The 23,346-nt window shown below is 35.1% G+C and carries 23 protein-coding genes, 1 tRNA gene and 1 pseudogene; 18 read left to right on the top strand and 7 right to left on the bottom strand.

The window, feature by feature from the left end; genetic code table 11:
- Positions 1-6 precede the first annotated feature (6 nt).
- Together DNJ73_RS04820 and dnaK are read right to left on the bottom strand one after the other, a co-directional pair.
- Positions 7-936, bottom strand: a complete 930-nt coding sequence (locus tag DNJ73_RS04820) for a DnaJ domain-containing protein (RefSeq protein ID WP_158466565.1) — start codon at positions 934-936, stop codon at positions 7-9.
- Complete coding sequence (gene dnaK / locus DNJ73_RS04815; protein WP_158466564.1) at positions 920-2,920, bottom strand: molecular chaperone DnaK; 2,001 nt, start codon at positions 2,918-2,920, stop codon at positions 920-922. Before dnaK ends, DNJ73_RS04820 begins: the two co-directional genes overlap by 17 nt.
- A gap of 150 nt (positions 2,921-3,070) precedes the next feature.
- On the opposite strand from dnaK, the gene pstC reads away from it, so the two are divergent.
- Genes pstC through pstB form a run of 3 tightly spaced genes read left to right on the top strand, consistent with a single transcriptional unit; the run spans position 3,071 to position 5,774 of the window.
- Positions 3,071-4,024 carry a phosphate ABC transporter permease subunit PstC gene (gene pstC / locus DNJ73_RS04810; RefSeq protein ID WP_158466563.1) on the top strand — a complete coding sequence of 318 codons (954 nt, stop codon included), beginning with the start codon at positions 3,071-3,073 and terminating at the stop codon, positions 4,022-4,024.
- Positions 4,025-4,939 (top strand): phosphate ABC transporter permease PstA, encoded by a 915-nt coding sequence (gene pstA, locus DNJ73_RS04805; protein WP_158466562.1) that lies wholly within the window; start codon positions 4,025-4,027, stop codon positions 4,937-4,939. It begins immediately after the preceding gene.
- A gap of 31 nt (positions 4,940-4,970) precedes the next feature.
- Positions 4,971-5,774, top strand: coding sequence for a phosphate ABC transporter ATP-binding protein PstB (pstB, locus tag DNJ73_RS04800; RefSeq protein ID WP_158466561.1), 804 nt, complete (start codon positions 4,971-4,973; stop codon positions 5,772-5,774).
- Between the two features lie 37 nt (positions 5,775-5,811).
- Here the strand turns inward: pstB and DNJ73_RS04795 are convergent.
- A tRNA-Ser gene (locus tag DNJ73_RS04795) sits at positions 5,812-5,898 on the bottom strand.
- 215 nt (positions 5,899-6,113) lie between these two features.
- Between DNJ73_RS04795 and DNJ73_RS04790 the strand changes: the two genes are divergently transcribed.
- The 8 genes from DNJ73_RS04790 (at position 6,114) to psaK (ending at position 12,061) form a co-directional block, all read left to right on the top strand.
- On the top strand, positions 6,114-6,986 hold the full coding sequence (locus DNJ73_RS04790; protein WP_158466560.1) for an inositol monophosphatase family protein: 873 nt from the start codon (positions 6,114-6,116) through the stop codon (positions 6,984-6,986).
- Between the two features lie 36 nt (positions 6,987-7,022).
- Positions 7,023-8,198, top strand: coding sequence for an ATP phosphoribosyltransferase regulatory subunit (locus tag DNJ73_RS04785; RefSeq protein WP_158466559.1), 1,176 nt, complete (start codon positions 7,023-7,025; stop codon positions 8,196-8,198).
- Positions 8,199-8,328: 130 nt separating this feature from the next.
- Complete coding sequence (gene htpG / locus DNJ73_RS04780) at positions 8,329-10,233, top strand: molecular chaperone HtpG (RefSeq protein ID WP_158466558.1); 1,905 nt, start codon at positions 8,329-8,331, stop codon at positions 10,231-10,233.
- 45 nt (positions 10,234-10,278) lie between these two features.
- Positions 10,279-10,515, top strand: a complete 237-nt coding sequence (rpmB, locus tag DNJ73_RS04775) for a 50S ribosomal protein L28 (protein WP_158466557.1) — start codon at positions 10,279-10,281, stop codon at positions 10,513-10,515.
- 18 nt (positions 10,516-10,533) lie between these two features.
- The gene (locus DNJ73_RS04770; protein ID WP_158466556.1) at positions 10,534-11,088 is read left to right on the top strand and encodes a peroxiredoxin; all 555 of its coding nucleotides are present in this window, start codon (positions 10,534-10,536) and stop codon (positions 11,086-11,088) included.
- Positions 11,081-11,389 carry a DUF2499 domain-containing protein gene (locus tag DNJ73_RS04765; protein ID WP_158466555.1) on the top strand — a complete coding sequence of 103 codons (309 nt, stop codon included), beginning with the start codon at positions 11,081-11,083 and terminating at the stop codon, positions 11,387-11,389. Before DNJ73_RS04770 ends, DNJ73_RS04765 begins: the two co-directional genes overlap by 8 nt.
- Positions 11,390-11,391: 2 nt before the next feature.
- Positions 11,392-11,730 carry a DUF3593 domain-containing protein gene (locus tag DNJ73_RS04760; RefSeq protein ID WP_374027160.1) on the top strand — a complete coding sequence of 113 codons (339 nt, stop codon included), beginning with the start codon at positions 11,392-11,394 and terminating at the stop codon, positions 11,728-11,730.
- Between the two features lie 70 nt (positions 11,731-11,800).
- Positions 11,801-12,061, top strand: a complete 261-nt coding sequence (gene psaK, locus DNJ73_RS04755; RefSeq protein WP_158466553.1) for a photosystem I reaction center subunit PsaK — start codon at positions 11,801-11,803, stop codon at positions 12,059-12,061.
- A gap of 68 nt (positions 12,062-12,129) precedes the next feature.
- Here the strand turns inward: psaK and dxs are convergent, their stop codons facing one another.
- Positions 12,130-14,016 carry a 1-deoxy-D-xylulose-5-phosphate synthase gene (gene dxs / locus DNJ73_RS04750; RefSeq protein WP_158466552.1) on the bottom strand — a complete coding sequence of 629 codons (1,887 nt, stop codon included), beginning with the start codon at positions 14,014-14,016 and terminating at the stop codon, positions 12,130-12,132.
- 119 nt (positions 14,017-14,135) lie between these two features.
- Here dxs and ilvA point away from each other — a divergent pair, with 119 nt between their 5' ends.
- Genes ilvA through DNJ73_RS04735 form a run of 3 tightly spaced genes read left to right on the top strand, consistent with a single transcriptional unit; the run spans position 14,136 to position 16,561 of the window.
- The gene (gene ilvA / locus DNJ73_RS04745) at positions 14,136-15,680 is read left to right on the top strand and encodes a threonine ammonia-lyase, biosynthetic (RefSeq protein ID WP_158466551.1); all 1,545 of its coding nucleotides are present in this window, start codon (positions 14,136-14,138) and stop codon (positions 15,678-15,680) included.
- A gap of 48 nt (positions 15,681-15,728) precedes the next feature.
- On the top strand, positions 15,729-16,235 hold the full coding sequence (scpB, locus tag DNJ73_RS04740) for an SMC-Scp complex subunit ScpB (protein WP_158466550.1): 507 nt from the start codon (positions 15,729-15,731) through the stop codon (positions 16,233-16,235).
- A gap of 23 nt (positions 16,236-16,258) precedes the next feature.
- Positions 16,259-16,561, top strand: coding sequence for a YggT family protein (locus DNJ73_RS04735; RefSeq protein ID WP_158466549.1), 303 nt, complete (start codon positions 16,259-16,261; stop codon positions 16,559-16,561).
- Between the two features lie 12 nt (positions 16,562-16,573).
- Here DNJ73_RS04735 and DNJ73_RS04730 read toward each other — a convergent pair whose 3' ends face one another.
- Positions 16,574-16,903 (bottom strand): nucleoside triphosphate pyrophosphohydrolase family protein, encoded by a 330-nt coding sequence (locus tag DNJ73_RS04730; RefSeq protein WP_158466548.1) that lies wholly within the window; start codon positions 16,901-16,903, stop codon positions 16,574-16,576.
- A gap of 78 nt (positions 16,904-16,981) precedes the next feature.
- Here DNJ73_RS04730 and pyk point away from each other — a divergent pair.
- From pyk to ftsH, 3 genes and pseudogenes are all read left to right on the top strand, one after another.
- Positions 16,982-18,409: pseudogene (pyk, locus tag DNJ73_RS04725) on the top strand (pyruvate kinase); the annotation flags it as partial.
- A 35-nt stretch (positions 18,410-18,444) separates the two neighbouring features.
- The gene (locus tag DNJ73_RS04720; protein ID WP_158466546.1) at positions 18,445-19,674 is read left to right on the top strand and encodes an ABC transporter permease; all 1,230 of its coding nucleotides are present in this window, start codon (positions 18,445-18,447) and stop codon (positions 19,672-19,674) included.
- A gap of 143 nt (positions 19,675-19,817) precedes the next feature.
- The gene (gene ftsH, locus DNJ73_RS04715) at positions 19,818-21,740 is read left to right on the top strand and encodes an ATP-dependent zinc metalloprotease FtsH (RefSeq protein ID WP_158466545.1); all 1,923 of its coding nucleotides are present in this window, start codon (positions 19,818-19,820) and stop codon (positions 21,738-21,740) included.
- Positions 21,741-21,749: 9 nt separating this feature from the next.
- Here the strand turns inward: ftsH and clpP are convergent, their stop codons facing one another.
- The gene (gene clpP, locus DNJ73_RS04710) at positions 21,750-22,340 is read right to left on the bottom strand and encodes an ATP-dependent Clp endopeptidase proteolytic subunit ClpP (protein ID WP_158466544.1); all 591 of its coding nucleotides are present in this window, start codon (positions 22,338-22,340) and stop codon (positions 21,750-21,752) included.
- An 86-nt stretch (positions 22,341-22,426) separates the two neighbouring features.
- Here clpP and psb29 point away from each other — a divergent pair, with 86 nt between their 5' ends.
- The gene (gene psb29 / locus DNJ73_RS04705) at positions 22,427-23,032 is read left to right on the top strand and encodes a photosystem II biogenesis protein Psp29 (RefSeq protein ID WP_158466769.1); all 606 of its coding nucleotides are present in this window, start codon (positions 22,427-22,429) and stop codon (positions 23,030-23,032) included.
- A gap of 138 nt (positions 23,033-23,170) precedes the next feature.
- Here psb29 and petN read toward each other — a convergent pair whose 3' ends face one another.
- A complete protein-coding gene (petN, locus tag DNJ73_RS04700) occupies positions 23,171-23,272 on the bottom strand; it encodes a cytochrome b6-f complex subunit PetN (RefSeq protein ID WP_158466543.1) in 102 nt (33 codons plus the stop codon).
- Between the last annotated feature and the right edge of the window lie 74 nt (positions 23,273-23,346).

Genomic DNA, 23,346 nt, shown 5'->3' with positions numbered 1-23,346 from the left:
ATATTTCTAATATTTTTCCAAAGATATTTCATTTAGACGTTGATACAATGCGATTTCGGAATCACTTAAACTGTCAGGTAAGACAATAATAATTTCAACAATTTGATCACCACGATAATCTTCATACTCCAAACCACGCCCTCTAAGTCTTAACAATCTACCAGTAGAAGAATTTGGAGGTACTTGTAAAGTTACATTACCATTAAGAGTTGGTATATCAACTGCGCAGCCCAATAAAGCATCATGAGGAAAAAGCTCAAGTCGGTACATAACTCTTAATCCATCTACTCTTAAACCATCATCTGTTTGGACTTTCAATTGAACAAAATGATCACGACAACCTATTGCTGCACCTTCGATTCTTAATCTCCAGCCATCACCCGCAAAAGGCGGGGTTAAAACTTCAACAAGTGTTCCATCTTGTAATTGAATATCAACTGATGAACCGTATAGTGCCTGTTCTGGTGTTATTTCAACAATTGATTCCTGATCTTCATAAATTAAAGTAGGTGGTGGAGATGGTTCGCTCGTAGCTGGAATATTTTGATTAAAATCTATTTCAGATTCATCAAAATTTTTATATTCATCTTCAGTAAGATCAACAAACTGACTTTCGATATCATCTTCATTTTCAATATTGGTCTTAATTCCTAGTACAACATCTAAATATTCCTCATAACTTGGAAATCTATTCTCAAAGATATCTTTTTCTTTATAAATTTTTTTCTCCCATTCTCTTCTCTTCTTTGGATCACTAAGAATGGCATAGGCTTCATTGATTAATTTAAATCTTTCTTCGGCATTAACATCATTTTTGTTTAAATCAGGGTGCCACTTTCTTGCCTCTTTTCTAAAGGCTGATTTAAGTTCATTAGAATCGCATTCAGGTGAGACTCCTAATAATGACCAATAATTAGGATCAACGGTAGTAGTCATTATCCCAAGGATCTATATCCCTTCTCCCATAATTATCGTCGACATTTCTGTTTTGCCCTCTTTGGGAATAATCCCATGGGTCATCATCCCAGTAATCATCTGAAAATAATTCGTCCTTTAAAGATCCAAAAGTATTTTTTATACCTTGAATGGGATTAGATTCTGTTTTTCTTTCCGCTGATAAGCGACGATTCAAACCAAATAATGCTTCTTGTAGAGATCCGACTGCATATTCAAGTTCTTGCAAATCATTATCTTGAAGCAAATCTTCTACGTCCCTCATCGCAACTTCTACAGCCCTTTGTTGTCTTTCAGCGCCATAAGGTCCTAACTCGAGTGATGCATCTCTTAGACGCCTCTCAGCTTGTGCAACAAGCGTCAAAGCATTATTTTTCTGATCAATTGAAGCTCGTTTTTTTCTATCCTCAGATGCTTTAATTTTGGACTCCTCGATCAATTTATTAACCTCATTTTGATTCAAGTTTGAACCTCCGGTAACACTTACAGACTGCTTCCTTCCAGTAGTTCTATCAGTAGCACTGACTTCTAATAAGCCATTGGCATCAATATCAAAAGCAACCTGAACTTGAGGAACTCCTCTTGGGGCAGGAGGAATACCGGCTAATTTGAATTTACCAAGTGATTTGTTGTCTGAGGCCATTTGCCTCTCTCCTTGCCAGATATGAATTTCAACAGATGATTGATTTGACTCAGATGTACTAAAAACATCTGATTGTCTTACTGGAATAGAGGTATTTCGAGGAATAAGAACTTTCATTAAACCTCCAACAGTTTCAAGTCCTAGAGAAAGGGGGGTGACATCATTTAATAAAAGGTCTCTCAACTCTCCTGAAAGAATCCCACCTTGAATTGCAGCACCAATGGCAACTACTTCATCAGGGTTGACAGATTGACAAGGTGGGTTTGGAACTAAAGTTTTAACTAATTGTTTTACCATTGGCATACGTGTACTGCCTCCGACAAGAACAACTTCATCAATGTCATCAGGATCCCAACCTGAATCATCAATAACAGTATTAACAGGATCAAATAATCTATCTAGAAGATCATTGCAAAGACCCTCGTAGTTTTTTCTACTAAGAGTAGTCTCTATATGTAATGGACCATCTTTACCTGTAGAAATGAAAGGAAGTGATATTGGAGTGGTTTGAACACCAGAAAGTTCCTGTTTAGCTTTCTCAGCCGCTTCAGTAAGTCTTTGTAAAGACTGCCTGTCTCTTCTTAGATCTATTTTATGTTTCTTTAAAAACTCCTCAGCGAGCCAATCGACAATTCTTTGATCAAAATCATTTCCACCTAGTTGTGTATCACCAGAAGTTGCTTTGACATCAAAAACGCCGTTGGAAATTGACATTAAAGATACATCAAATGTGCCCCCACCTAAATCAAAAACCAAAACTTTACGAGAAGAGCTTTTATCAAACCCATAAGCTAGAGCTGCTGAAGTAGGCTCATTCAAGATCCTTTCAACAGAGATGCCTGCCAAAATCGCAGCATCGCGAGTCGCTTGTCTTTGTGAATCGTTGAAATAAGCTGGAACTGTGATTACAGCTGAATCAACATTTTCTCCTAAATAGGTTTCGGCATCATCTATTAACTTCTTAATAATATTTCCTATCAATTCCTCGGGGGCATATTCTCTTTTGGTTATTGGAGAGGTTATACGAACATTGCCTTGATCGTTTGATCGAACACTATAAGGAACTGAGAGGCTTGTATCTTCAAGCTCATCCCATGCTCTACCAACAAATCTTTTTAAATTTGAAAAAGTATTTTTAGGATTGAGAACCAACTGTCTTCTTGCTAGTTGACCCACCAATAATTCTGATTCCTTAGTAAAGCCAACTACTGATGGAGTAGTTCTAGCTCCTTCAGCACTAGCAATAACAACAGGCCTACCAGCCTCCAACACCGCTACAACGGAATTAGTCGTTCCCAAGTCAATGCCAACTATTCTCCCCATGGCAATACTTATTTGAGCCCTACAGTAACTAGCATTTAAGGGTATTCAATACTTATTATGTACCCTTCAACACTTAAAGCCAATCATTAACCCTCTCTTAGTGAAAAATTTGAAATTAGATATAGATTCATATGTATATTGCGTTTGCGCGTGGACAAAGCAAGGACATCGAAATTTTCACTGAGAACAAGACCAACTTCAGAGAAGTTGGTAGATGTTGGTTTTAAAAATATTGTTGTTGCCATGGCTTCAATGGTAGCAATAGTGCTTTTTTCCATATTTGCAGTTGTTTATTATGAATCAACCGAATCGATTTCAAGATATGGACTTAGGTTTCTTTTTAGCTCTGCATGGAATCCAGTTACAGATGAGTACGGTGCATTCACAGCTATTTATGGAACCCTTTTTACATCGATTGCTTCATTATTAATTGCAATTCCATTGGGCGTTGGCACTGCAATATTTATAACTGAAAATATAATTCCCGGATATATAAGAAACGTAATTGGAATAATGGTTGAGCTTTTAGCCGCTATTCCATCAGTAGTTTTAGGTCTATGGGCTGTATTTATTATGGAACCTTTTATTAGACCATTTTTGAACATAATCTACGAACTATTTGGATTTATACCATTTTTTGGCACACAACCTTTGGGCGCTGGAATGATGCCAGCAATATTAATACTTGTGGTAATGATATTACCTATAATTACATCGATTTCAAAAGATTCTCTAAATCAAGTTCCATCAAAACTTAGGCAAGCTGCCTATGGAATTGGAGCGTCAAGATGGACTACTATTTTTAAAGTTATTATTCCAGCCGCAATTTCTGGAATAACAGGAGGAGTTTTACTTGCCCTAGGAAGAGCTATGGGTGAGACAATGGCAGTAACAATGATTATTGGCAATTCAAATAACTTTAGTTGGTCAATATTTGCTCCTTCATATACAATTTCATCCATGCTTGCCAATCAATTTGGTGAAGCAGATGGAAGCCAAGTCTCCTCTCTAATGTATGCTGCATTAATCCTAATGATATTAACTTTATTGGTTAATGTATTTGCTCAGTGGATTGTTAAAAGATTAAGCTTAAAATATCAGTAAATGAATTATACTTCACAAAAATCACTAACTTATAATCCCTCTCTAACAAGAAATATTGGGAACAAAGCCTTAACAATAGCTTCTGCTCTTTTTGCCATCATTTCTGTACTTCCTTTAATATTAGTCATAAGCTATGTATTAATTAAAGGTGGTAGTTATATAAACTTAGATACCTTAATACTTGAACCCGAGCCACCAGGAGATGATCTTCTCTCAGCAGGAGGAATAGGGCCAGCAATTACTGGGACTTTTATAATGTCTGTTATTGCTTCAATCATATCAATACCTGTTGGAGTCGGAGGTGGAATATATCTTGCCGAATATTCAAAATCTGGAAAGTTTGCTAAATTTATAAGGTTTGGATCAAATGTACTTGCTGGGATTCCTTCTATAATTGCTGGTGTATTTATATACGCAATAATTGTCTCTACCAAAATACTATTTGGATCAATGTTCAGCGGTATAGCAGGCGGAATATCACTTTCAATTTTAATGATTCCAACAATAATTAAAACTACTGATGAAGCACTTAAATTAGTTCCAAATGACATGAGAAGAGCTGCATTTGGAGTTGGTGCATCAAAATTCACAATGATAACAAATATCACATTGCCAGCTGCATTTAGTTCAATTTCTACAGGTGTATTATTAGCACTCGCCAGGGCAGCAGGAGAAACAGCTCCATTAATATTTACAGCTCTTTTCTCCCGTTACTACATTACAAGTCTTGATGATCTTTTCTATGAAATGGGTTCATTATCAGTATTAATTTACAATTTCGCTCTTGAACCATATGAAGCCCAAAATCAACTAGCATGGGCAGCATCATTCATATTAGTTGTTGTACTTTTAAGTCTTAATATCCTTTCAAGATGGATAGTCACACTTGGTGCTTTTTCAAAAAACAAAGTATAATTATGATCAAAACTAAAGATAAAATAAGATAATGAATAAAAAAAATATAACATCTACATCTTCAGTCTCACTAGATAATGTATCAATAACATATGGCAATTCACTTGCAGTTAAAAATGTGTTTTGTGATATTCAAAAGAATCAAGTTACATCTTTTATTGGTCCATCAGGATGTGGTAAATCAACCGTCATTAGAGCAATCAACCGAATGAACGATTTAATAGAAGGTTGCAAATTATCAGGCAGTGTTATTTTTGAAGGGATAGATATATATGCAGAGGATATAGATCCAGTTGAAGTTAGAAGGAGAATTGGAATGGTTTTTCAACAACCCAATCCTTTTCCTAAAAGTATTTACGAAAATATTGCCTTTGGTGCAAGAGTTAATGGATATAAAGGTAATATGGATCAATTAGTAGAAGAATCTCTTAAAAAGGCAGCTGTTTGGGATGAGTGCAAGGATAAATTAAACGAAAGTGGTTATTCATTATCTGGCGGTCAACAACAAAGATTATGCATAGCAAGGACAATTGCTATTGAACCTGATGTGATACTAATGGATGAGCCATGTTCAGCACTTGACCCCTTGTCTACATTAAAAATTGAAGAGACAATTCATGAGTTAAAGAAGAATTTTACAATCATTATTGTTACGCACAATATGCAACAAGCTAATAGAGTCAGTGATTACACAGCTTTTTTCAACACAGAGAAAAAAGATAACGATTTAGGTGGAAAAATAGGATTTTTAGTTGAATTTGATAAAACAAAAAAAATGTTCAATTCGCCGAAGCAAAAATCAACTCAAGACTATATCTCTGGAAAATTTGGATAAACTTTAAAGCTTTTATATTAAAAGTAACTTTATGGGACGGAGAGAGAGGGATTCGAACCCTCGATAGGGTTGCCCCTATACAGCATTTCCAGTGCTGCGCCTTCAACCACTCGGCCACCTCTCCTTAAATTCAGCAATGAAATATCTCTCAAATGCTGAATTTAAATATATACCACAATAGAGCTCTTGTTAAAAATTTAAATGTCGAATTTATTTATTTAGTTTATTTATAATAAAGAAGGTGCTAGTAACAATTAAAGTACTAATGAGAATAAATTGATTTAAAGATAAATAGAATCATCCAATAGAAGATGATTAATATAATTAAAAAAAATTGTTATGGGTATACCCTCATGTAAAACGGCATCGTTGAATGCAGGCCTAACTAAAGATGACATTAATAAATTACTAGAAATTGCAAAGCATGCGGCTGAAAGAGGAGGAGCATCACTAATGGAAAATTATGGAAGGATTAAAACAATAAAATGTAAGGGAACAGCTGGAGATCTTGTTACTAATGCAGATATAGAATGTGAAAAAATAATTATAGATTATTTAGAAAAAGAGACTCCTAACATTTCTATTCTTGCTGAAGAAAGTGGATATAAGTTAAAAGCTGGAGAATTAAAATGGTGTATAGACCCTCTTGATGGAACAACAAACTATGCCCATGGCTATCCATTCTTTGCGACTTCAATTGGTTTAATTTGGAATAGCAATCCAATTTTGGGAGCAATATCTGTACCTTCTTTAAATGAAATTTATTATGCCTCTCCAGAGCATGGATCATTTTGTAATAGCGAAAAGTTAAATGTCACGAGCACAAATTCCTTATCTAATTCACTCTTAGTTACTGGTTTCGCATATGACAGACGAGAAATACTAGATAATAATTATGCAGAATTTTGTTGGCTAACACATCGTACCCATGGCGTCAGAAGAGGAGGAGCAGCCGCAGTAGATTTAGCATTTGTAGCATCAGGCAAAGTGGACGGTTTTTGGGAACGCGGGCTTGCGAAATGGGATATGGCAGCAGGAGTACCACTAGTTGAGATGGCAGGTGGAATAGTATCCAACTATCCTTCCGGAAATTTTGATCTAAATACCGGCAGAATTCTTGCTTGCAATCCAAAGATACAAAATGAGCTCATGAAAGAACTCGAAAAAATTAGGCCATTAACTCCTAACTCTTATGGTGGAAAATTGTCCTAATTTATGTGATCCTAAAGTAATAAAAAGATTCAAATAATGACATTGCAACCTGCCTCGGGTGCACGCGATTTAAATCCTCAGCAAGTAAGAAAGAACCATCTCATTGCATCAAAACTTTCATCTTTATATCAACTATGGGGATATGAGCGAATATCACCGCCACATATTGAACGTCTAGACACACTTATGGCAGCTGGTGGAATTTCGAACAATGAAATACTAAAAATTGTTTCCGATGAACCTCTTGGATTAAGACCTGAAATAACAGCTTCAATTGTTCGAGCAGCTTCTACTAGATTTAATGAATATGAAAGGCCACTTCGTTTCTGGTCGACAGGCACATCATTTAAATGCAATCAAAGTATTGATGGTGGTATAGATATTGAGGAATCATTCCAAAGTGGAGTAGAATTGATAGGAACTAAAGCTATTAATGCCGAGATAGAACTTCTTTCTCTACTGATTGAATCATTAAAAATAATTGAAATTGATAAGGAATATAAAATGACATTGCTAATTGGAAATACATATCTATTAGAGATGATTTTAAGCTCATTTGATTCAACCAAAATAGATCAAATAAAAAATATACTCTGCGATCTTGATTACATTGGATTGAGTAAACTAGATTTAAAAGATGAACAAAGAAAGTTTATAAAAAAGATCTTGAATATGAGAGGAAAACCAGAAAAAGTATTAACCGATCTGGAAAATATATATGGATCGAATTCTTACATTGAAAACCTAAAAGAATTGTTTACTATTATTGAGCCATTAGCTAAAGAGAAAGGTATAGAAGTGCAACTAGACCCTACATTAGGGACTAAATATAAATTATATAGTGGTTTAACCTTTTCACTCGTTTCATCATCCCCAAGTGCTCCTGTTATTATTGCTAAAGGTGGTAGATATGATGATTTGGTAAAGAAATTCAGTTCTAGCGTGCATAATAGCTTCGGAATTGGATTTAGTATTAGCATTGATAAAATCAGGGAATTAGTCTCCTCAAACGAGGAAATTAAAGGTATAAACGAAAAAGTATTAATCGCATACAAGCAAAGTGAAAGTCTATATAAAGCACTAAAACAACAAAAGGAATGGCACAAAAAGGGAATTATTTCTGTAATTTCCCATGAACCTCTAAAGACTAATGATGCAACAAATCAACTTTTGAAATCCAATAGATGCACAAAGATTGAGTGGATAGATTGATATAAATTAACTAAATATTCTCAATAATTGTCAGGGATCGAAAACTATCGAGCTGTAAACAATAATACTTTTGCTTTTAATGCCTAAATATAAATGTATCTCGCTATGATGATAAAAATTTTAATAAGTCATGCCTGTTAAAGAAGAAGGAACTATTCTAATTCACACAGAAAATATATTTCCAATAATAAAAAAAGCAGTCTACTCAGATCATGAAATATTCATTAGAGAGCTTATAAGTAACTCCGTAGATGCAATCAAGAAAAGGAAAATGGCCGCCTTTGCCGGAGATTGTGTCGCAGCTGAAGATGAAAAAATAAAAATCTCAATTGACAGAGAACATAAGACATTGACAATTAGTGACAATGGAATAGGAATGACCAGTGATGAAATAAAGAAATATATAAATCAAGTAGCTTTCTCAAGTGCAGAAGAATTTCTTGAAAAATATAAACAACCAGATGACGGTTTTATAGGTCATTTTGGACTCGGTTTCTATTCGAGTTTTATGGTTGCAGAAGAAGTTGAAATTATAACTAAATCAGCAAAGAATGATTCACAAGCTATTCAATGGAAATGTAATGGATCTCCTCAATATTCACTTGATGAATCAGATAAAAAAGAAATAGGTACTGATATAATTTTACATTTAATGGAAGAAGAAATTGAATATATTGAACCAAGCAGAATTAAAACATTAATAAAAAAATATTGTGATTTCATGCCTATTGAAATCTCACTTGAAGAAGAAGTTATCAATAAAATGAATCCACCATGGAGAGAAAGCAAACAAAACTTAAAAGACGAAGATTATATTGAACTATATAAATATCTCTATCCTTTTCAAGGCGATCCTCTTCTATGGGTTCACCTAAACACAGACTATCCATATAATCTGCAAGGTATATTATATTTTCCAAAGATAAGTGGAAGAGCCGATTGGGAAAGTGGTGAAATAAAACTATTCTGTAATCAGGTATTTGTTAGCGATTCAATTAAAGAAATTGTACCTAGATACTTATTACCTTTGAGGGGAGTAATAGATTCACCCGATATTCCCTTAAATGTAAGTAGAAGCGCATTACAATCAGACAGAAGAGTTAAATCTATCGGTAACTTTATTGCTAAGAAACTAGCCGATAAGCTTAAAACATTAAAGAAAGATGAAACCCAATTTTATGCAGATATTTGGGACTCCATATCACCCTTTATAAAAATAGGTGCTATGGAAGATGAGAAATTTGCCGAACAAGTAAAAGAGATAATTTTATATTCGACAACAAAAAACACTTCAGCAGATAAGGAAGATACTAATGAACTAATAAAATCTGGTTCAAAGACTTTCACCACCCTTGAAGATTATAAGAATAGGCTAACTGATGAGAACAAAAAGGTTTTATATTCAACTGATGAAGTCTCACAATCAACAGCACTCAACATGTGGACTTCACAAGGAAAAGAAGTTCTAAAACTTGATACTGTTATTGACACCCAATTTATTCCTTGGTTAGAAGAAAAAAATAAAGAAATAAATTTTGTTAGAGTCGATTCCGAACTTGATGAAAGTATTAAAGATGATTCGCCTGAAATTGCAGATAAAGATGGAAATACAAAGTCAGAAACACTCAAAAAGATTATTAGTTCAGCTCTAAACAACGAGAAAGTGACCGTACAAGTTCAAAGCCTTAAAGGTGAGAATTCTCCACCGTCATTAATATTATTACCAGAACAAATGAGAAGGATTAATGATATAACAGCATTAATGGAACAGAAACTTCCTGGTCTACCTGAATATCATAATTTAATCGTCAATTCAAACCATCCACTTATTAAAGGATTAATCAAGTTAAATTCCAACCCAATAGTTATTGAAGGATCGAGCAAATCAGAGGAAGGTCAATTAGCCAGTGATATCGCTATCCATGTTTATGAGATGGCTAAATTGTCAATAGGAGGTCTAGAGAATAAAGATATCGCAGCTTTTCAAACAAGGAATGCTGAGGTGTTAGGGAAATTAATGCAAAAATTCGTATAATCTCAACCTCATTTGATAGAATAAAAAAACGATTAAGTTTAAAAAATGTCTAGGGTTTGCCAACTTACAGGCACAAGAGCTAACAATGGAATGTCAGTCAGCCATTCCCATATTAGAACCAAAAAATTGCAGCAAGCAAATTTGCAGCAGCGGAGATTATGGTGGGAAGAAGAAAACAAATGGATCAATATAAGAGTAACGACAAGAGCACTAAAAACTATTCAAAAGAAAGGATTAGGAAAGTATGCCAAAACACTAGGGGTAGATCTAAACAAACTTTAAATTTGATTTGTTAATCAAATGAAAAGAAGAAAATTTATAAAATCATTTTTTTTATTTTCTAGTATTTTATTTGTTAAACCTTCAAGATTATTAGCAAGTATAAATTCCGTTAGTCTTGGTAAAAAAGCACCTGATTTTTTATTAAATGGTTTCAATAAAAATAATCCAAATCAAAAGGAATGGTCTCTTGATGATTTTTCAGGTGAATGGTTAATTTTATATTTTTATCCTAAAGATTTCTCAAGTGGCTGTACATTACAAGCCAAAGGATTTCAAGATAACCTTTCTAAGTTTAAAAAACTTAATTCCTCTGTAGTTGGAATCTCAGCTGACAATAAAGAAGAACATGAATCATTTTGTACATCCGCAAAACTTGGATATACCCTACTATCAGATACAACAGGTGAAATAAGTAAATCATATGATTCATGGTTGGATCCCTATTCAAAAAGAAATACATTTATGATCAATCCAAGGGGTATAGTTGTTTATAAATGGATAGGAGTAAGACCCATAGGGCATGCTCAAGAAGTTTTAGAAGAACTTATTAAACAAAAGAATATATATGCATGAACTTTCCTTAGGAACATGGTTTATCCACATTGCAACTCTATTTGAGTGGGTGATTGCAATAATAGTAATTGACCATATTTCATCAATATCCAATAACAAGGCATTGGGTTATTTTGCTTTGGCAATGTTGCCAAACCTTGCTAGTGCTATGGCCGCTATCACTTGGCATATATTTGACAACAGTCTTGAATTAAAAGGACTAGTTGTACTACAGGCAGCACTTACAACTTTAGGAAATATATGTCTTGCATTTGCTGCTTGGAACTTGTTTAGATCTGAGTCATCACAACCAAACCAATGAATATGTCAATCCTTAGTCTTCAGTCAATTGCAAGAATTGATCCTAGTCCATTTTTCATCCTTTCACTAATCCCTTATCTAGTATTCCTGCGTTATGCAGGAAAAACAAAAGCGATACCAAAATTATCATTTTTAGGATTTAAGTTAACGCTGTTATTTGTATTCATGACAATAGTTTTTGCAATAATCGCACAAATTTATTTTGGGGATGAATTAACAAATGTAGATGTACTGCACGGACTTGCAGAATCGTTTTTAACGATTAGCGATGCATTTGTTGTTTATGGTTTTGTTTTGATGCTCCAGTCATTGAAAACGAAAACGGAAGTAAAAAACTCTTAAGAGGTGAGTAACATTTGACGCAAAAGCATTCTTTATAGTCAATAATAGAATTATTCAATAGGGATAAAAGATGATCACAACTCTATTAGCAGCAGCTGATCCAGTGACATTTCAGTGGTCTCCAAAATGTGCCGTTGTGATGATCATTTGCAATTTACTTGCTTATGCAATTGCAAGGTCAAACATTGAAAAGCCAAACGAAGGTTTTCCAATGCCTAATTCACAATTCTATGGCGGTCTAAGTCATGGTTCTTTTGTTGCTGCAAACTGCTTAGGTCATGTTTTGGGAATAGGCTCAATTTTGGGCCTTGCTGCCAGAGGCGTTTTATAATTTAGTTTCTAAAATTCAATAGAAAAAAAGGATTATTTTTTTAATAATCCTTTTTTATTGTTTGATAATTAATTAAAATTAAATTTATTTCTAATTTGATCAGCCATCATTTCCGGAGTCAAGCCAAGTGATTCTTTGCTTTGTTGAGGAGTCGCATGATCTACTAGTTTGTCTGGTATTCCAATTCTTAATGTAGGAACAAAAATATCATTGTCATTAAAAGATTCAACGACTGCTGATCCAAAACCTCCCAATAATGTTCCTTCTTCCATTGTTACTACTTTACCTATCGTTATAGCAGCTTTATGAATAGTTTCCTCATCTAATGGTCTTATAAAGCGTGCATTAATAACAGTGCTATTGATGCCAAATTCTTTAAGTATTGCGGCTGTTTTAATAGCTGGGCAAACCATAGAACCATAGCCAATTATTAATAAATTATCCCCCTCTTCTATTATCTCAGCTTTACCAATTTCTAGAGACTCCCATCCTTCCTCCATCAACGCTGCACCTTCTCCAGAGCCTCTAGGAATTCTTAGAGCTGATGGACCATTGTGATTAATGCAAGTAACTAACATTCGCTGCAATTCGGACTCATCTTTTGGAGCCATAACAGTGAAATTGGGGACACATCTTAAATAACTAATATCATATTGCCCTTGATGAGTCGGGCCATCTGCACCAACTATGCCTGCTCTATCTAATACAAAAGTAACAGGTAAATTTTGTATTCCAATATCATGTATTAACTGATCATATGCTCGTTGCAAAAAAGTACTGTAAATCGCAACAACTGGCTTGATGCCTTCGCAAGCCATTCCACCAGCGAGAGTTACAGCATGTTGTTCAGCTATACCAACATCTATGTATTGATCAGGAATAGCTTTCTGTAAAAGATTTAAAGCAGTACCTTCAGCCATCGCTGCAGTAATGCCTACTATCTTGGTGTCTTGCTCGCAAAGCTTTACCAATGTTTGACCAAAAACTTTACTAAAACTAGGAGGTTTTGGGGTTTTAGAGGGAATAGATTTTCCTGTAGTTAAATCAAAGGAAGACTGAGCATGGTAGCCAACCTGGTCAGCCTCAGCATATGGATAACCTTTTCCTTTCGTAGTAGCGACATGGACCATTACAGGTCCTCCAACCTTATGAGCAGCATTAAATGTCCTAGTCAATTCAGCAATATCATGTCCATCTACAGGGCCCATGTAAGTGAACCCCAATTCCTCAAAAACTGCTCCAACTTTAGGAACTGCAAGACGTCTAACACTCCCAGTAAGAGATTTAAATTCCTCTTGGATGGCATCTCCCATAAATGGAAGATTTTTGACACTTTCTTGAACACTATCCGAAATGAATTGAACAGGTGGACTATGACGCATGCGATTCAAATAAGTCGACAATGCACCAACAGGCGGAGAAATTGACATGTCATTGTCATTTAAAACAACCAAAAGTGGTGTTTTTGGTAAGTGTCCAGCATGATTTATGGCCTCTAAAGCCATACCACCAGTTAAAGCACCATCACCAATAACTGCTACACATTTATAATCTTCACCTTTTCGATCTCTAGCAATAGCCATACCAAGAGCAGCTGAAATGGAGGTACTCGCATGCCCTGCTCCAAAATGATCAAATTTACTTTCTGTTCTTTTTAGATAACCAGCTACTCCTTTTTGCTGTCTAAGCGAATCAAATCGCTCATATCTTCCAGTAAGTAACTTATGTGGATAAGCTTGATGTCCAACATCCCAAATAACCTTATCAACATCTAGATCTAAAGTCTGATAGAGAGCAATTGTTAACTCAACAACACCAAGACCTGGACCTAAGTGCCCACCACTAGTAGAAACAACTTGAAGATGCCTTTCTCTTATTTGGCAAGCAACATCTTCCAATTCACTAATGGCCAAGCCATGGAGCTCATTCGGATGACTTAACTGGCTCAGACGCATATAACTCTGAGATTGAATCCCTCCAATCTACGAGGTCTACCCTACATTTTGATAAAACTTGCACAAGAACAAATGGAATGTAGAAAATACATAAACCAAAAATCGGTGAAAAACTAGATATGGAGGACTATCTACAAAAAATACTAAGAGCTCGTGTTTATGACGTTGCCGAAGAAACCCCATTAGAAAGGGCAAAAAACTTAAGTAAAAAATTCAAAAATCATATTTTCCTTAAGAGAGAAGACCTTCAACCTGTCTTTTCATTCAAGTTAAGAGGTGCATTTAATCGCATGGTTCAGCTAACAAAGGAAGAGCTTAATAAAGGAGTGATTGCATCAAGCGCTGGGAACCATGCACAGGGAGTTGCTTTAAGTGCATCCTTTCTTAAATGCAAAGCAGTGATTGTAATGCCTCTTACAACTCCCATAATGAAAGTAAGAGCAGTGGAATCACACAAAGCAGAAGTTATTCTTTTCGGTGAAACATATGATGAATGCTACGAAAAAGCACTAGAAATTTCAAAAAAAGAAAATCTAACTTTTATCCATCCATTTGATGACCCTGAAGTTATAGCGGGACAAGGCACGATAGGTCTAGAGATACTTAGACAGAGTCATAAACAACCTGACGCTATTTACATCGCTGTGGGAGGAGGAGGACTTATTGCAGGAGTAAGTGCATACGTAAAATCAATATGGCCAGATACAAAAATAATTGGTGTTGAACCTGAAGATGCCTGCGCAATGACACTTTCTATAAAAGCCAACAAGCCAGTTGAGCTTGAAAGTGTTGGCCTTTTTGCAGACGGTGTAGCGGTAAGAAAGGTAGGAGAAAAGACGTTCTCGATTTGTAAAAAGAATATTGATGAAATGGTTACGGTAAATACTGACGAAATCTGTGCAGCCATAAAGGACGTTTTCGAGGATACACGATCGATTCTTGAACCAGCAGGTGCATTGTCCATTGCTGGTTTAAAGAAACATGTAGTTAATAATCAGTTAAAAAATAACAACCTAGTAGCAATAGCTTGTGGTGCAAATATGAATTTTGAACGCCTAAGGTTTGTAGCAGAAAGGGCTGAATTAGGAGAAGAAAAAGAAGCAATGATTGCTGTAGGAATTCCCGAAAAAGCAGGTAGTTTAAAACTTTTATGCGAAACACTTGGGTCTCGAAGTTTAACTGAATTTAGTTACAGAATGTCAGAAGGAAAAACAGCTCAAATATTTATGGGTGTAGAAGTTTCAAATATTGATGATAGGGAATTACTAATCGCCGAGATCAAAAGGAAGGGTTTTGATTGTCATGATTTAAGTAATGATGAATTATCTAAGGTACATCTAAGACACATGGTAGGAGGAAGACTCCCCAGATCAATCAGCGAAATATCTAAAGGAGAATACCGAGAATTGCTTTACAGATTTGAATTTCCAGAAAGACCAGGAGCCTTAATGAGGTTTGTTAACTCTATGAGACCAGAATGGACAATAAGCATTTTTCATTATCGAAATCATGGTGCAGACACTGGGAGAATAGTAATAGGAGTACTAGTAAAAGATTCCGATATTCCAGCTTGGAATGAATTTGTTCATAAAGTAGGTTACAAAAACTGGAAAGAAACAGATAATCCCGCTTATAAATTATTTTTAGGTGCACAGATTAATTAGACACGGTAATTTTGGATATCAAAAAAAATAAATTCAACAAGAAGAATCATGAATGAGACCAGACAAATCTCATTACCGGCGAGGATTGAGGCAATCCTTTATCTCAAAGGAAGACCTACATCGTCAAAAGAAATGGCTGATCTACTTGATAAAGATATTAATGAAGTTGAAAATGCACTTTGGGAGCTAAAAGCAGGGTATGCTCAACGCGATACTGCTCTAGAAATAAATGAAAGTAAAAATTATTACAGCTTAGAACTAAGACAAGGACTAGGTGAGTTAGTGCAAGATTTATTGCCAGCAGATTTATCAATCGCAACACTCAGAACCCTTGCAACAGTTGCATTAAAAAAGAAAATACTTCAATCCGAATTAGTTGATTTAAGAGGGTCAGGGGCATACGACCACATAAAAGAACTTGTTGAAAAAAATTTTGTAGAGAGAAGAAGACAAAAGGATGGACGATCATTCTGGTTAACACTTTCGGAAAAATTTCATCAAACTTTTTCTGTATTACCTGAACCAGATCAAACAGAAGATAAAAATGCGGCATAATATATTTATAAATTTTCTGACTAATGGGTTACGAAATTATTCCTACAATTTTGCTTGTACTTCTAAAAACACTTGGAATTTATTCAACAATCTTGATTATTAGGGTCTTGCTGACTTGGTTCCCTAATCTTGATATGAGTAACCCAATACTTTTAAACTTATGTGCTATTACTGATCCATACTTAAATTTTTTCAGAGGAATAATCCCTCCATTAGGTGGTTTAGATTTGTCCCCTATATTAGCTTTTGTAGTTATTAGAGTTGTTCAAGGAATACTTGGCAACGCAGCTGCATTGGCCATGGGAGGATTTCAGATGTATGGATAATTAATCTTAAGATTAACGATCATCCCCGCTTCCTTGAATTTTTCCTCTATTTTTTCGGCTAGCAAGCTTTTGCAAATTTGCATTAGCAACTTCCTCTAATTCGTAGCCTAATTCGGTAGAAAGCTGTGAGATGTACCAAAGAACATCACCAAGTTCAAATTTAATTGCATCCTTACTATCTTTATCAAATACACCCTTTTTGTCTCTTAGAATTTTTTTGACTTTGTCAGCAACTTCCCCTGCTTCACCAACAAGACCTAGTGTTGGATAAACAGCATTGCTACCAACATTAGGATAAAGAGCAGTCTTTCGAGATTCCCTTTGATAATGATTTAATTCCATGTTTATTTTATTGAAAAAACAAAGTTGACAATTCAATCACAATCAGATGTTAGTTTTTTGTTATCACAAGTCCACTAAATGACAATACTCGATCTCGCTAGAAGGACCAAAATTGTTGCCACGATAGGCCCCGCAACTGAGAGTGCGAGCCAAATAACTAAATTAGTCGAAGCTGGCGCTACAACGTTCCGTCTAAACTTTAGTCATGGGGACCATGATGAACATGCTCAAAGAATAAAAACAATTAGACAAGTTTCAGAAGAACTTGGAATTCATATAGGAATACTTCAAGATCTACAAGGACCAAAAATTAGATTAGGTAGATTTAAGAATGGTCCTGTTAATGTTAAAAATGGAGATAAATTTGTTCTTACATCAAAGACTATTGACTGTAACAAGGATCAAGCAAATGTTACTTATAAGAAATTAGCCGAAGAAGTTACAGTTGGAAATAGAATTTTATTGGACGACGGAAGAGTAGAAATGAAAGTAGAAGAAGTTGATGTGAAAGAGCAAAGATTAATTTGCTCTATAACTGTAGGTGGAGTTCTTTCTAATAACAAAGGCGTAAATTTTCCTGACGTTCAATTATCAATTAGGGCCTTAACAGATAAAGATAAAAAAGATCTAGAATTTGGATTAAAACAAGGAGTTGATTGGGTCGCTCTTAGTTTTGTAAGAAATCCATCAGATTTAATAGAGATAAAAGATTTAATTAGAAATCATGGTTTTGATACTCCAGTAGTAGCAAAGATAGAAAAATTCGAAGCAATTGATCAAATCGATTCTGTTTTAAAACTTTGTGATGGAGTCATGGTGGCAAGGGGAGATCTTGGTGTAGAAATGCCTGCAGAAGAAGTTCCATTGTTACAAAAACAACTCATCAAAAAAGCAAACAGCCTTGGAATACCAATTATCACTGCCACACAAATGCTTGATTCAATGGCCTCAAGTCCCAGGCCTACTCGAGCTGAAGTTAGTGATGTAGCAAATGCGATCCTAGATGGCACAGATGCGGTAATGCTCTCAAATGAGACTGCTGTAGGCGATTACCCAATTGAGGCAGTCGCAACTATGGCCACAATTGCAAAAAGAATTGAAAGAGATTATCCACAAAGGGCCTTAGAAAGTCATCTTCCAAGCACAATACCTAATGCAATAAGTGCAGCTGTTAGTAGCATTGCTAGACAGATAAACGCTGCGGCGATAATTCCACTTACAAAAAGTGGTGCGACTGCAAAAAACGTGAGTAAATTTAGACCCGCAACCCCAGTTTTAGCGGTAACCAATGAAAAGAGTGTTGCTAGCACTCTTCAACTTGTTTGGGGTGTCACTCCACTCCTAATTGAGAATCAAACAAGTACATCAAAAACATTTGATGATGCAATGAATATGGCCAAAAAAATGAAAATACTTAAACAAGGAGATCTGGTTGTTGAAACAGCAGGTACCTTAACTGGCGTAAGCGGTTCAACTGATTTAGTTAAAGTAGGGATAGTTAGCTCGGAAGAAGAGCCTAAAAACTCTTTTATTTAATACATATGAAAAGAAAACTCCCGTTAGCTGAAACCTCGGGAATGGCAATTAAGAATCTTAAATCTAATAAATTTAGAAGCCTATTAACAATGCTAGGAATAGTTATTGGTAATGCCTCGGTAATAACACTTGTAGGAGTAGGAAGAGGTGCTCAAAACCTTGCGGAAAATCAATTAAGCAATCTAGGTGCAAACGTATTATTTGTTGTACCTGGAAATAATGACACCAGAAGAAGAGGAGTTGCTTTTCCTAGAAATCTAGTTCTTAAAGATGCAATAGCAATAGAGAAACAAGTCCCAACTGTAAAAAGAGTTGCACCTCAAATTTCATCAAGTGAAGTCATTCAAGCAGGATCTAAAAGCACTAGTAGCTCAATTTCAGGAGTGACTAGAGATTTTTTAATTGTAAGAAGCTTCGAAATAGCTAAAGGTCGTTTTATAAATGATCAAGATTCAAAAGGAGCTAAAAATGTTGTAGTTATAGGACCTGATCTTGAGGCAAAGCTTTTTAATGAAAGAAATAGTTTAGGAGAGAGAATAAGGATTAAAGACCAGTCTTTTGAAATTGTGGGAGTAATGAAACCTAAGGGAGCTGTATTTGGAAATAATCAAGATAAAAATGCATATATCCCGCTATCAACAATGGTTAGCCGCATTACTGGAAAGGATCCTACATATGGAATAAGTCTTAGTTTTATAAGCGTTGAAGCAATAAATGAAAATTCAACAAAAGCTGCTAAATTCCAAATAACTAATTTATTGCGACAACGACATAAAATAATTAGAGATGATGATTTCGCTGTTAGATCTCAAAAAGATGCCTTGCAAATAGTATCAAGTATTACAGGTGGACTAACACTAATGTTAGCGGCAATAGGCGGCATATCATTACTTGTTGGAGGAATAGGCATTATGAATATAATGTTGGTATCTGTAAGTGAAAGGACTGAAGAAATAGGCCTTAGGAAGGCACTAGGAGCTAGGAGACTTGATATTTCAACACAATTTCTAATTGAATCATTAATCCTCTCTAGCCTAGGTGGAATTGCTGGTACTGGCTTAGGACTTACAACTGTAAAAATTGTTTCTTTTCTAACACCACTACCCGCAACAATTGGTTTAGGAACAGTATTTATAACAGTAATGATTTCAGGTACAATAGGCTTAACCTTTGGCGTATTACCAGCAAAAAGAGCTGCAAAACTAGATCCAATTACCGCACTTAGAAGTCTATAAATAGTTAATTTAAAATAGTTAAATTAGATTATAAATTAAATTTTTTTGAATATTTTTTCTCACTATTTTTAAGGAACTGTTGAAATCATTCAACAGAAAGGGGCATTACCCCATTAGAATCTGTCGAAAAGTTCTAAAAATTCATGGATAAGAAATGGAAAGTTATAGCTCTTTGGGTACTTCCAATAACAATAGTAATTTTAATTACTTGGCAAATACTTGGCTCAGCAACCAATACTCAAATTAATCAAACAAATTCTTCTAACGCATCAAGAAATGCACCAGTAGCCAGAATTAGCTACGGAAGGTTCCTCGATTATGTAAAAGCAGGGAGGGTCACTTCTGTTGATATTTACGAAGGAGGTAGAAATGCAATAGTCGAATCAATCGATCCTGAAATTGATAATAGAGTTCAAAGATTACGAGTTGACCTGCCAGGATTAGCTCCTGAATTAGTTTCTTCCCTCAAAGATGAAGGAATAAGTTTTGATATTCATCCACCGAAAACAGCTCCAGCAGGTTTAGGAATACTTGGCAATCTCCTCTTCCCATTAATACTCATTGGTGGATTGATTCTTCTTTCAAGGAGATCTAATTCAATGCCAGGTGGGCCAGGTCAAGCAATGCAATTTGGTAAAACCAAGGCAAGATTTGCTATGGAAGCAGAAACAGGTGTCAAATTTGATGATGTAGCTGGAGTAAATGAAGCCAAACAAGATTTGGAAGAAGTAGTTACTTTCTTAAAACAACCAGAGAGATTTACTTCTGTTGGAGCTCAAATTCCAAGAGGTGTATTGCTTGTTGGCCCTCCCGGAACAGGAAAAACCCTTTTAGCAAAGGCGATTGCTGGAGAAGCTGGTGTTCCATTTTTTTCCCTCTCAGGATCAGAATTTGTTGAAATGTTTGTTGGTGTGGGAGCAAGCAGAGTAAGAGATTTATTTAAAAGAGCAAAAGAAAATAATCCTTGCTTAATCTTCATCGATGAAATTGATGCAGTTGGTAGGCAGAGGGGCGCAGGTATAGGTGGGGGAAATGATGAAAGAGAACAAACACTTAATCAACTACTAACTGAAATGGATGGTTTTGAAGGAAACAGTGGAATTATTATCATTGCAGCAACTAACAGACCAGATGTACTTGATTCTGCATTGATGAGACCAGGAAGGTTTGATAGACAAGTAACTGTTGATGCACCAGATATTTCTGGAAGATTATCAATACTTAAAGTTCATTCCAGAAATAAAAAATTAGAAAAGGATTTAACTTTAGAAAGTATTGCCAGAAGAACTCCAGGTTTTACAGGTGCCGATCTTGCAAATTTGCTTAATGAAGCAGCAATACTTACAGCAAGAAGAAGAAAGGACCAAATAGGACTATCTGAAATTGATGATGCAGTTGATCGCATAATCGCAGGAATGGAAGGCCAACCTCTTGTCGATGGAAGGAGCAAACGACTTATTGCTTATCATGAAGTTGGTCATGCATTAATAGGATCTTTAGTAAAAGATCATGATCCAGTACAAAAAGTTACTGTTATTCCTAGGGGACAAGCAAAAGGCCTGACATGGTTCTCCCCAGATGACGATCAAACATTAATAAGCAGGGCACAATTAAAAGCAAGAATAATGGGAGCATTAGGAGGAAGAGCTGCTGAAGATATTATTTTCGGAAGGGAAGAGGTAACAACTGGTGCAGGTGGTGATGTGCAACAAGTTGCATCAATGGCACGTCAAATGGTAACCCGATTTGGAATGAGTAGTCTCGGACCAGTTTCTTTAGAAGGTGACAGTCAAGAAGTTTTTGTTGGTAGAAGTTTAATGAATACTTCAGACATATCAGACGAAATTTCCAAACAAATTGATGAGCAAGTTAGAAAGATTGTTAAACAGTGCTATAAAGAAACACTTGAATTAGTTTCAAATAATAGAACTGCCATGGATAAATTAGTTGAAATTTTAATTGAAAAAGAAACAATGGATGGAGAAGAATTTTGCAAAATTCTCTCTGAATTTACAGTCATTCCTGAAAAGGATAGATTTATTCCTGTTCTGCAAGATCCAAAATAACACTTAATTCTAAACTGAGTTTATTGGCCTTTTATTAAAAACGTTATCAATAATTCCATAGTCAACAGCTTCCGAAGGAGACATATAAAAATCTCGATCAGTATCCTCTCTTATTCTTTCAATAGGTTGACCAGTTCTGTCAGATAATTCTTGATTTAATTTGTCCTTAATAAAAAGAATTTCATCAGCTTGGATTCTGATATCACTCGCCTGACCTCTAGCACCACCAAGTGGTTGATGAATCATGATCCTGGAATGAAGCAAGCTACTTCTTTTTCCCTTCGCTCCAGAACAAAGCAAAAAAGCACCCATACTCGCTGCGAGGCCAACGCATACGGTATGTATATCTGGCTTTACATGCTGCATTGTGTCAAATATACCAAGACCGTCATAAACAGATCCACCAGGTGAGTTGATATAGAGAAAAATATCTTTATCTGGATCATCTGCTTCTAGAAAAAGGAGTTGCGCAACAATCCTATTTGCAGAATCACTCGTTACTGGTTCACCCAGAAAAACAATTCTTTCCCTTAAAAGCCTGGAGTAAATGTCAAAGGCTCTTTCTCCTCTTCCAGATTCTTCAATAACTATTGGAATCATTAAACGATGTGGGATGGTCGGTTTTCATGATCCTAGCTAAGTCACGAGGTAAGCTAAGGTCTCTTAAGAATTATCTAGGTTTGGCATTGAGCGTTAGAGCAACAATTTCAGACAGTAAATCTGATTTCCATAAGGAATTTCCTTACGTCATTCCTCCTATTTATAGAAAACTTGCGGATGAACTGCTTGTAGAATTACATTTATTAAGTCATCAAAAAAATTTTAATAATAATAAGTTATTTGCTACTGGTTTAAAAGAAATATTCAATAAATTCACAAGCGGATATAAACCAACTGAACATATTGAAGAACTTTTTAATGCAATATGTAATTGCAATGGATTCAATCCTACTGAAATAAGTAAAATGTCAGAAGAATTAATTAGGGAAGCTAATTTATTAGAAAAAGAGAATCTAAGTAAATTTCTATCCAAACTTGAAAACTATACGAAAGAGTCAGACTATTATAGTCGTATCAATGCTATTGGAATATACAAATTAGCAACAGAGTTATCATATTGCAAAGATATAAATGCAGAAGAACTAAATAATGAAATAATAAACATAACAGATTCATTAGGATATCAATACTCAAGAGTCGAGAAAGATATAAGTATGTATAAATCTAATATAGAGAAAATGAAACAAGCATTAGAAATTATTGCACTAAACTTATCTTCAAATAAAAAATAATTATTTGCTACTTTCTTTTTTTATCTTTCCAATCAATATAACTTATATATATCACACCAATTGTGATAAAAGACAAAAGCAAAATTGATAAAAAAGATAGAAAGCTATAGAGGTTAAATTCTATAGACATAACAAACCCTAAATATCAATAGATCCATCTCCATTTCTCCCCCATACAACCATTGCAATTGAAAATGTGAAAATTGCTGCCAATGAAGCCCAACCTAAAGAAAAGATCATTACATTAATTATTTTCCCAAATTATAACTTATTAAAAAGGTATAAATTGTTTCATTGATAAGAGAGATGAGAGA

The sequence above is a fragment of the Prochlorococcus marinus XMU1408 genome (assembly GCF_003208055.1).
Classification (GTDB): Bacteria; Cyanobacteriota; Cyanobacteriia; order PCC-6307; family Cyanobiaceae; genus Prochlorococcus_B; species Prochlorococcus_B marinus_A.
Note: the sequence above shows the minus strand (reverse complement) of the source record. Positions and strands in the feature narration are given on the sequence as shown.

Bases quoted from the DNA above. Each gene is read 5' to 3' on its own strand.
- DNJ73_RS04820 (WP_158466565.1), bottom strand. From the start codon at position 936: ATGACTACTACCGTTGATCCTAATTATTGGTCATTATTAGGAGTCTCA.
- dnaK (WP_158466564.1), bottom strand. From the start codon at position 2,920: ATGGGGAGAATAGTTGGCATTGACTTGGGAACGACTAATTCCGTTGTA.
- pstA (WP_158466562.1), top strand. From the start codon at position 4,025: ATGAATTATACTTCACAAAAATCACTAACTTATAATCCCTCTCTAACA.
- pstB (WP_158466561.1), top strand. From the start codon at position 4,971: ATGAATAAAAAAAATATAACATCTACATCTTCAGTCTCACTAGATAAT.
- DNJ73_RS04790 (WP_158466560.1), top strand. From the start codon at position 6,114: ATGGGTATACCCTCATGTAAAACGGCATCGTTGAATGCAGGCCTAACT.
- DNJ73_RS04785 (WP_158466559.1), top strand. From the start codon at position 7,023: ATGACATTGCAACCTGCCTCGGGTGCACGCGATTTAAATCCTCAGCAA.
- htpG (WP_158466558.1), top strand. From the start codon at position 8,329: ATGCCTGTTAAAGAAGAAGGAACTATTCTAATTCACACAGAAAATATA.
- rpmB (WP_158466557.1), top strand. From the start codon at position 10,279: ATGTCTAGGGTTTGCCAACTTACAGGCACAAGAGCTAACAATGGAATG.
- DNJ73_RS04770 (WP_158466556.1), top strand. From the start codon at position 10,534: ATGAAAAGAAGAAAATTTATAAAATCATTTTTTTTATTTTCTAGTATT.
- DNJ73_RS04765 (WP_158466555.1), top strand. From the start codon at position 11,081: ATGCATGAACTTTCCTTAGGAACATGGTTTATCCACATTGCAACTCTA.
- DNJ73_RS04760 (WP_374027160.1), top strand. From the start codon at position 11,392: ATGTCAATCCTTAGTCTTCAGTCAATTGCAAGAATTGATCCTAGTCCA.
- psaK (WP_158466553.1), top strand. From the start codon at position 11,801: ATGATCACAACTCTATTAGCAGCAGCTGATCCAGTGACATTTCAGTGG.
- dxs (WP_158466552.1), bottom strand. From the start codon at position 14,016: ATGCGTCTGAGCCAGTTAAGTCATCCGAATGAGCTCCATGGCTTGGCC.
- ilvA (WP_158466551.1), top strand. From the start codon at position 14,136: ATGGAGGACTATCTACAAAAAATACTAAGAGCTCGTGTTTATGACGTT.
- scpB (WP_158466550.1), top strand. From the start codon at position 15,729: ATGAATGAGACCAGACAAATCTCATTACCGGCGAGGATTGAGGCAATC.
- DNJ73_RS04735 (WP_158466549.1), top strand. From the start codon at position 16,259: ATGGGTTACGAAATTATTCCTACAATTTTGCTTGTACTTCTAAAAACA.
- DNJ73_RS04730 (WP_158466548.1), bottom strand. From the start codon at position 16,903: ATGGAATTAAATCATTATCAAAGGGAATCTCGAAAGACTGCTCTTTAT.
- DNJ73_RS04720 (WP_158466546.1), top strand. From the start codon at position 18,445: ATGAAAAGAAAACTCCCGTTAGCTGAAACCTCGGGAATGGCAATTAAG.
- ftsH (WP_158466545.1), top strand. From the start codon at position 19,818: ATGGATAAGAAATGGAAAGTTATAGCTCTTTGGGTACTTCCAATAACA.
- clpP (WP_158466544.1), bottom strand. From the start codon at position 22,340: ATGATTCCAATAGTTATTGAAGAATCTGGAAGAGGAGAAAGAGCCTTT.
- petN (WP_158466543.1), bottom strand. From the start codon at position 23,272: ATGATCTTTTCTTTAGGTTGGGCTTCATTGGCAGCAATTTTCACATTT.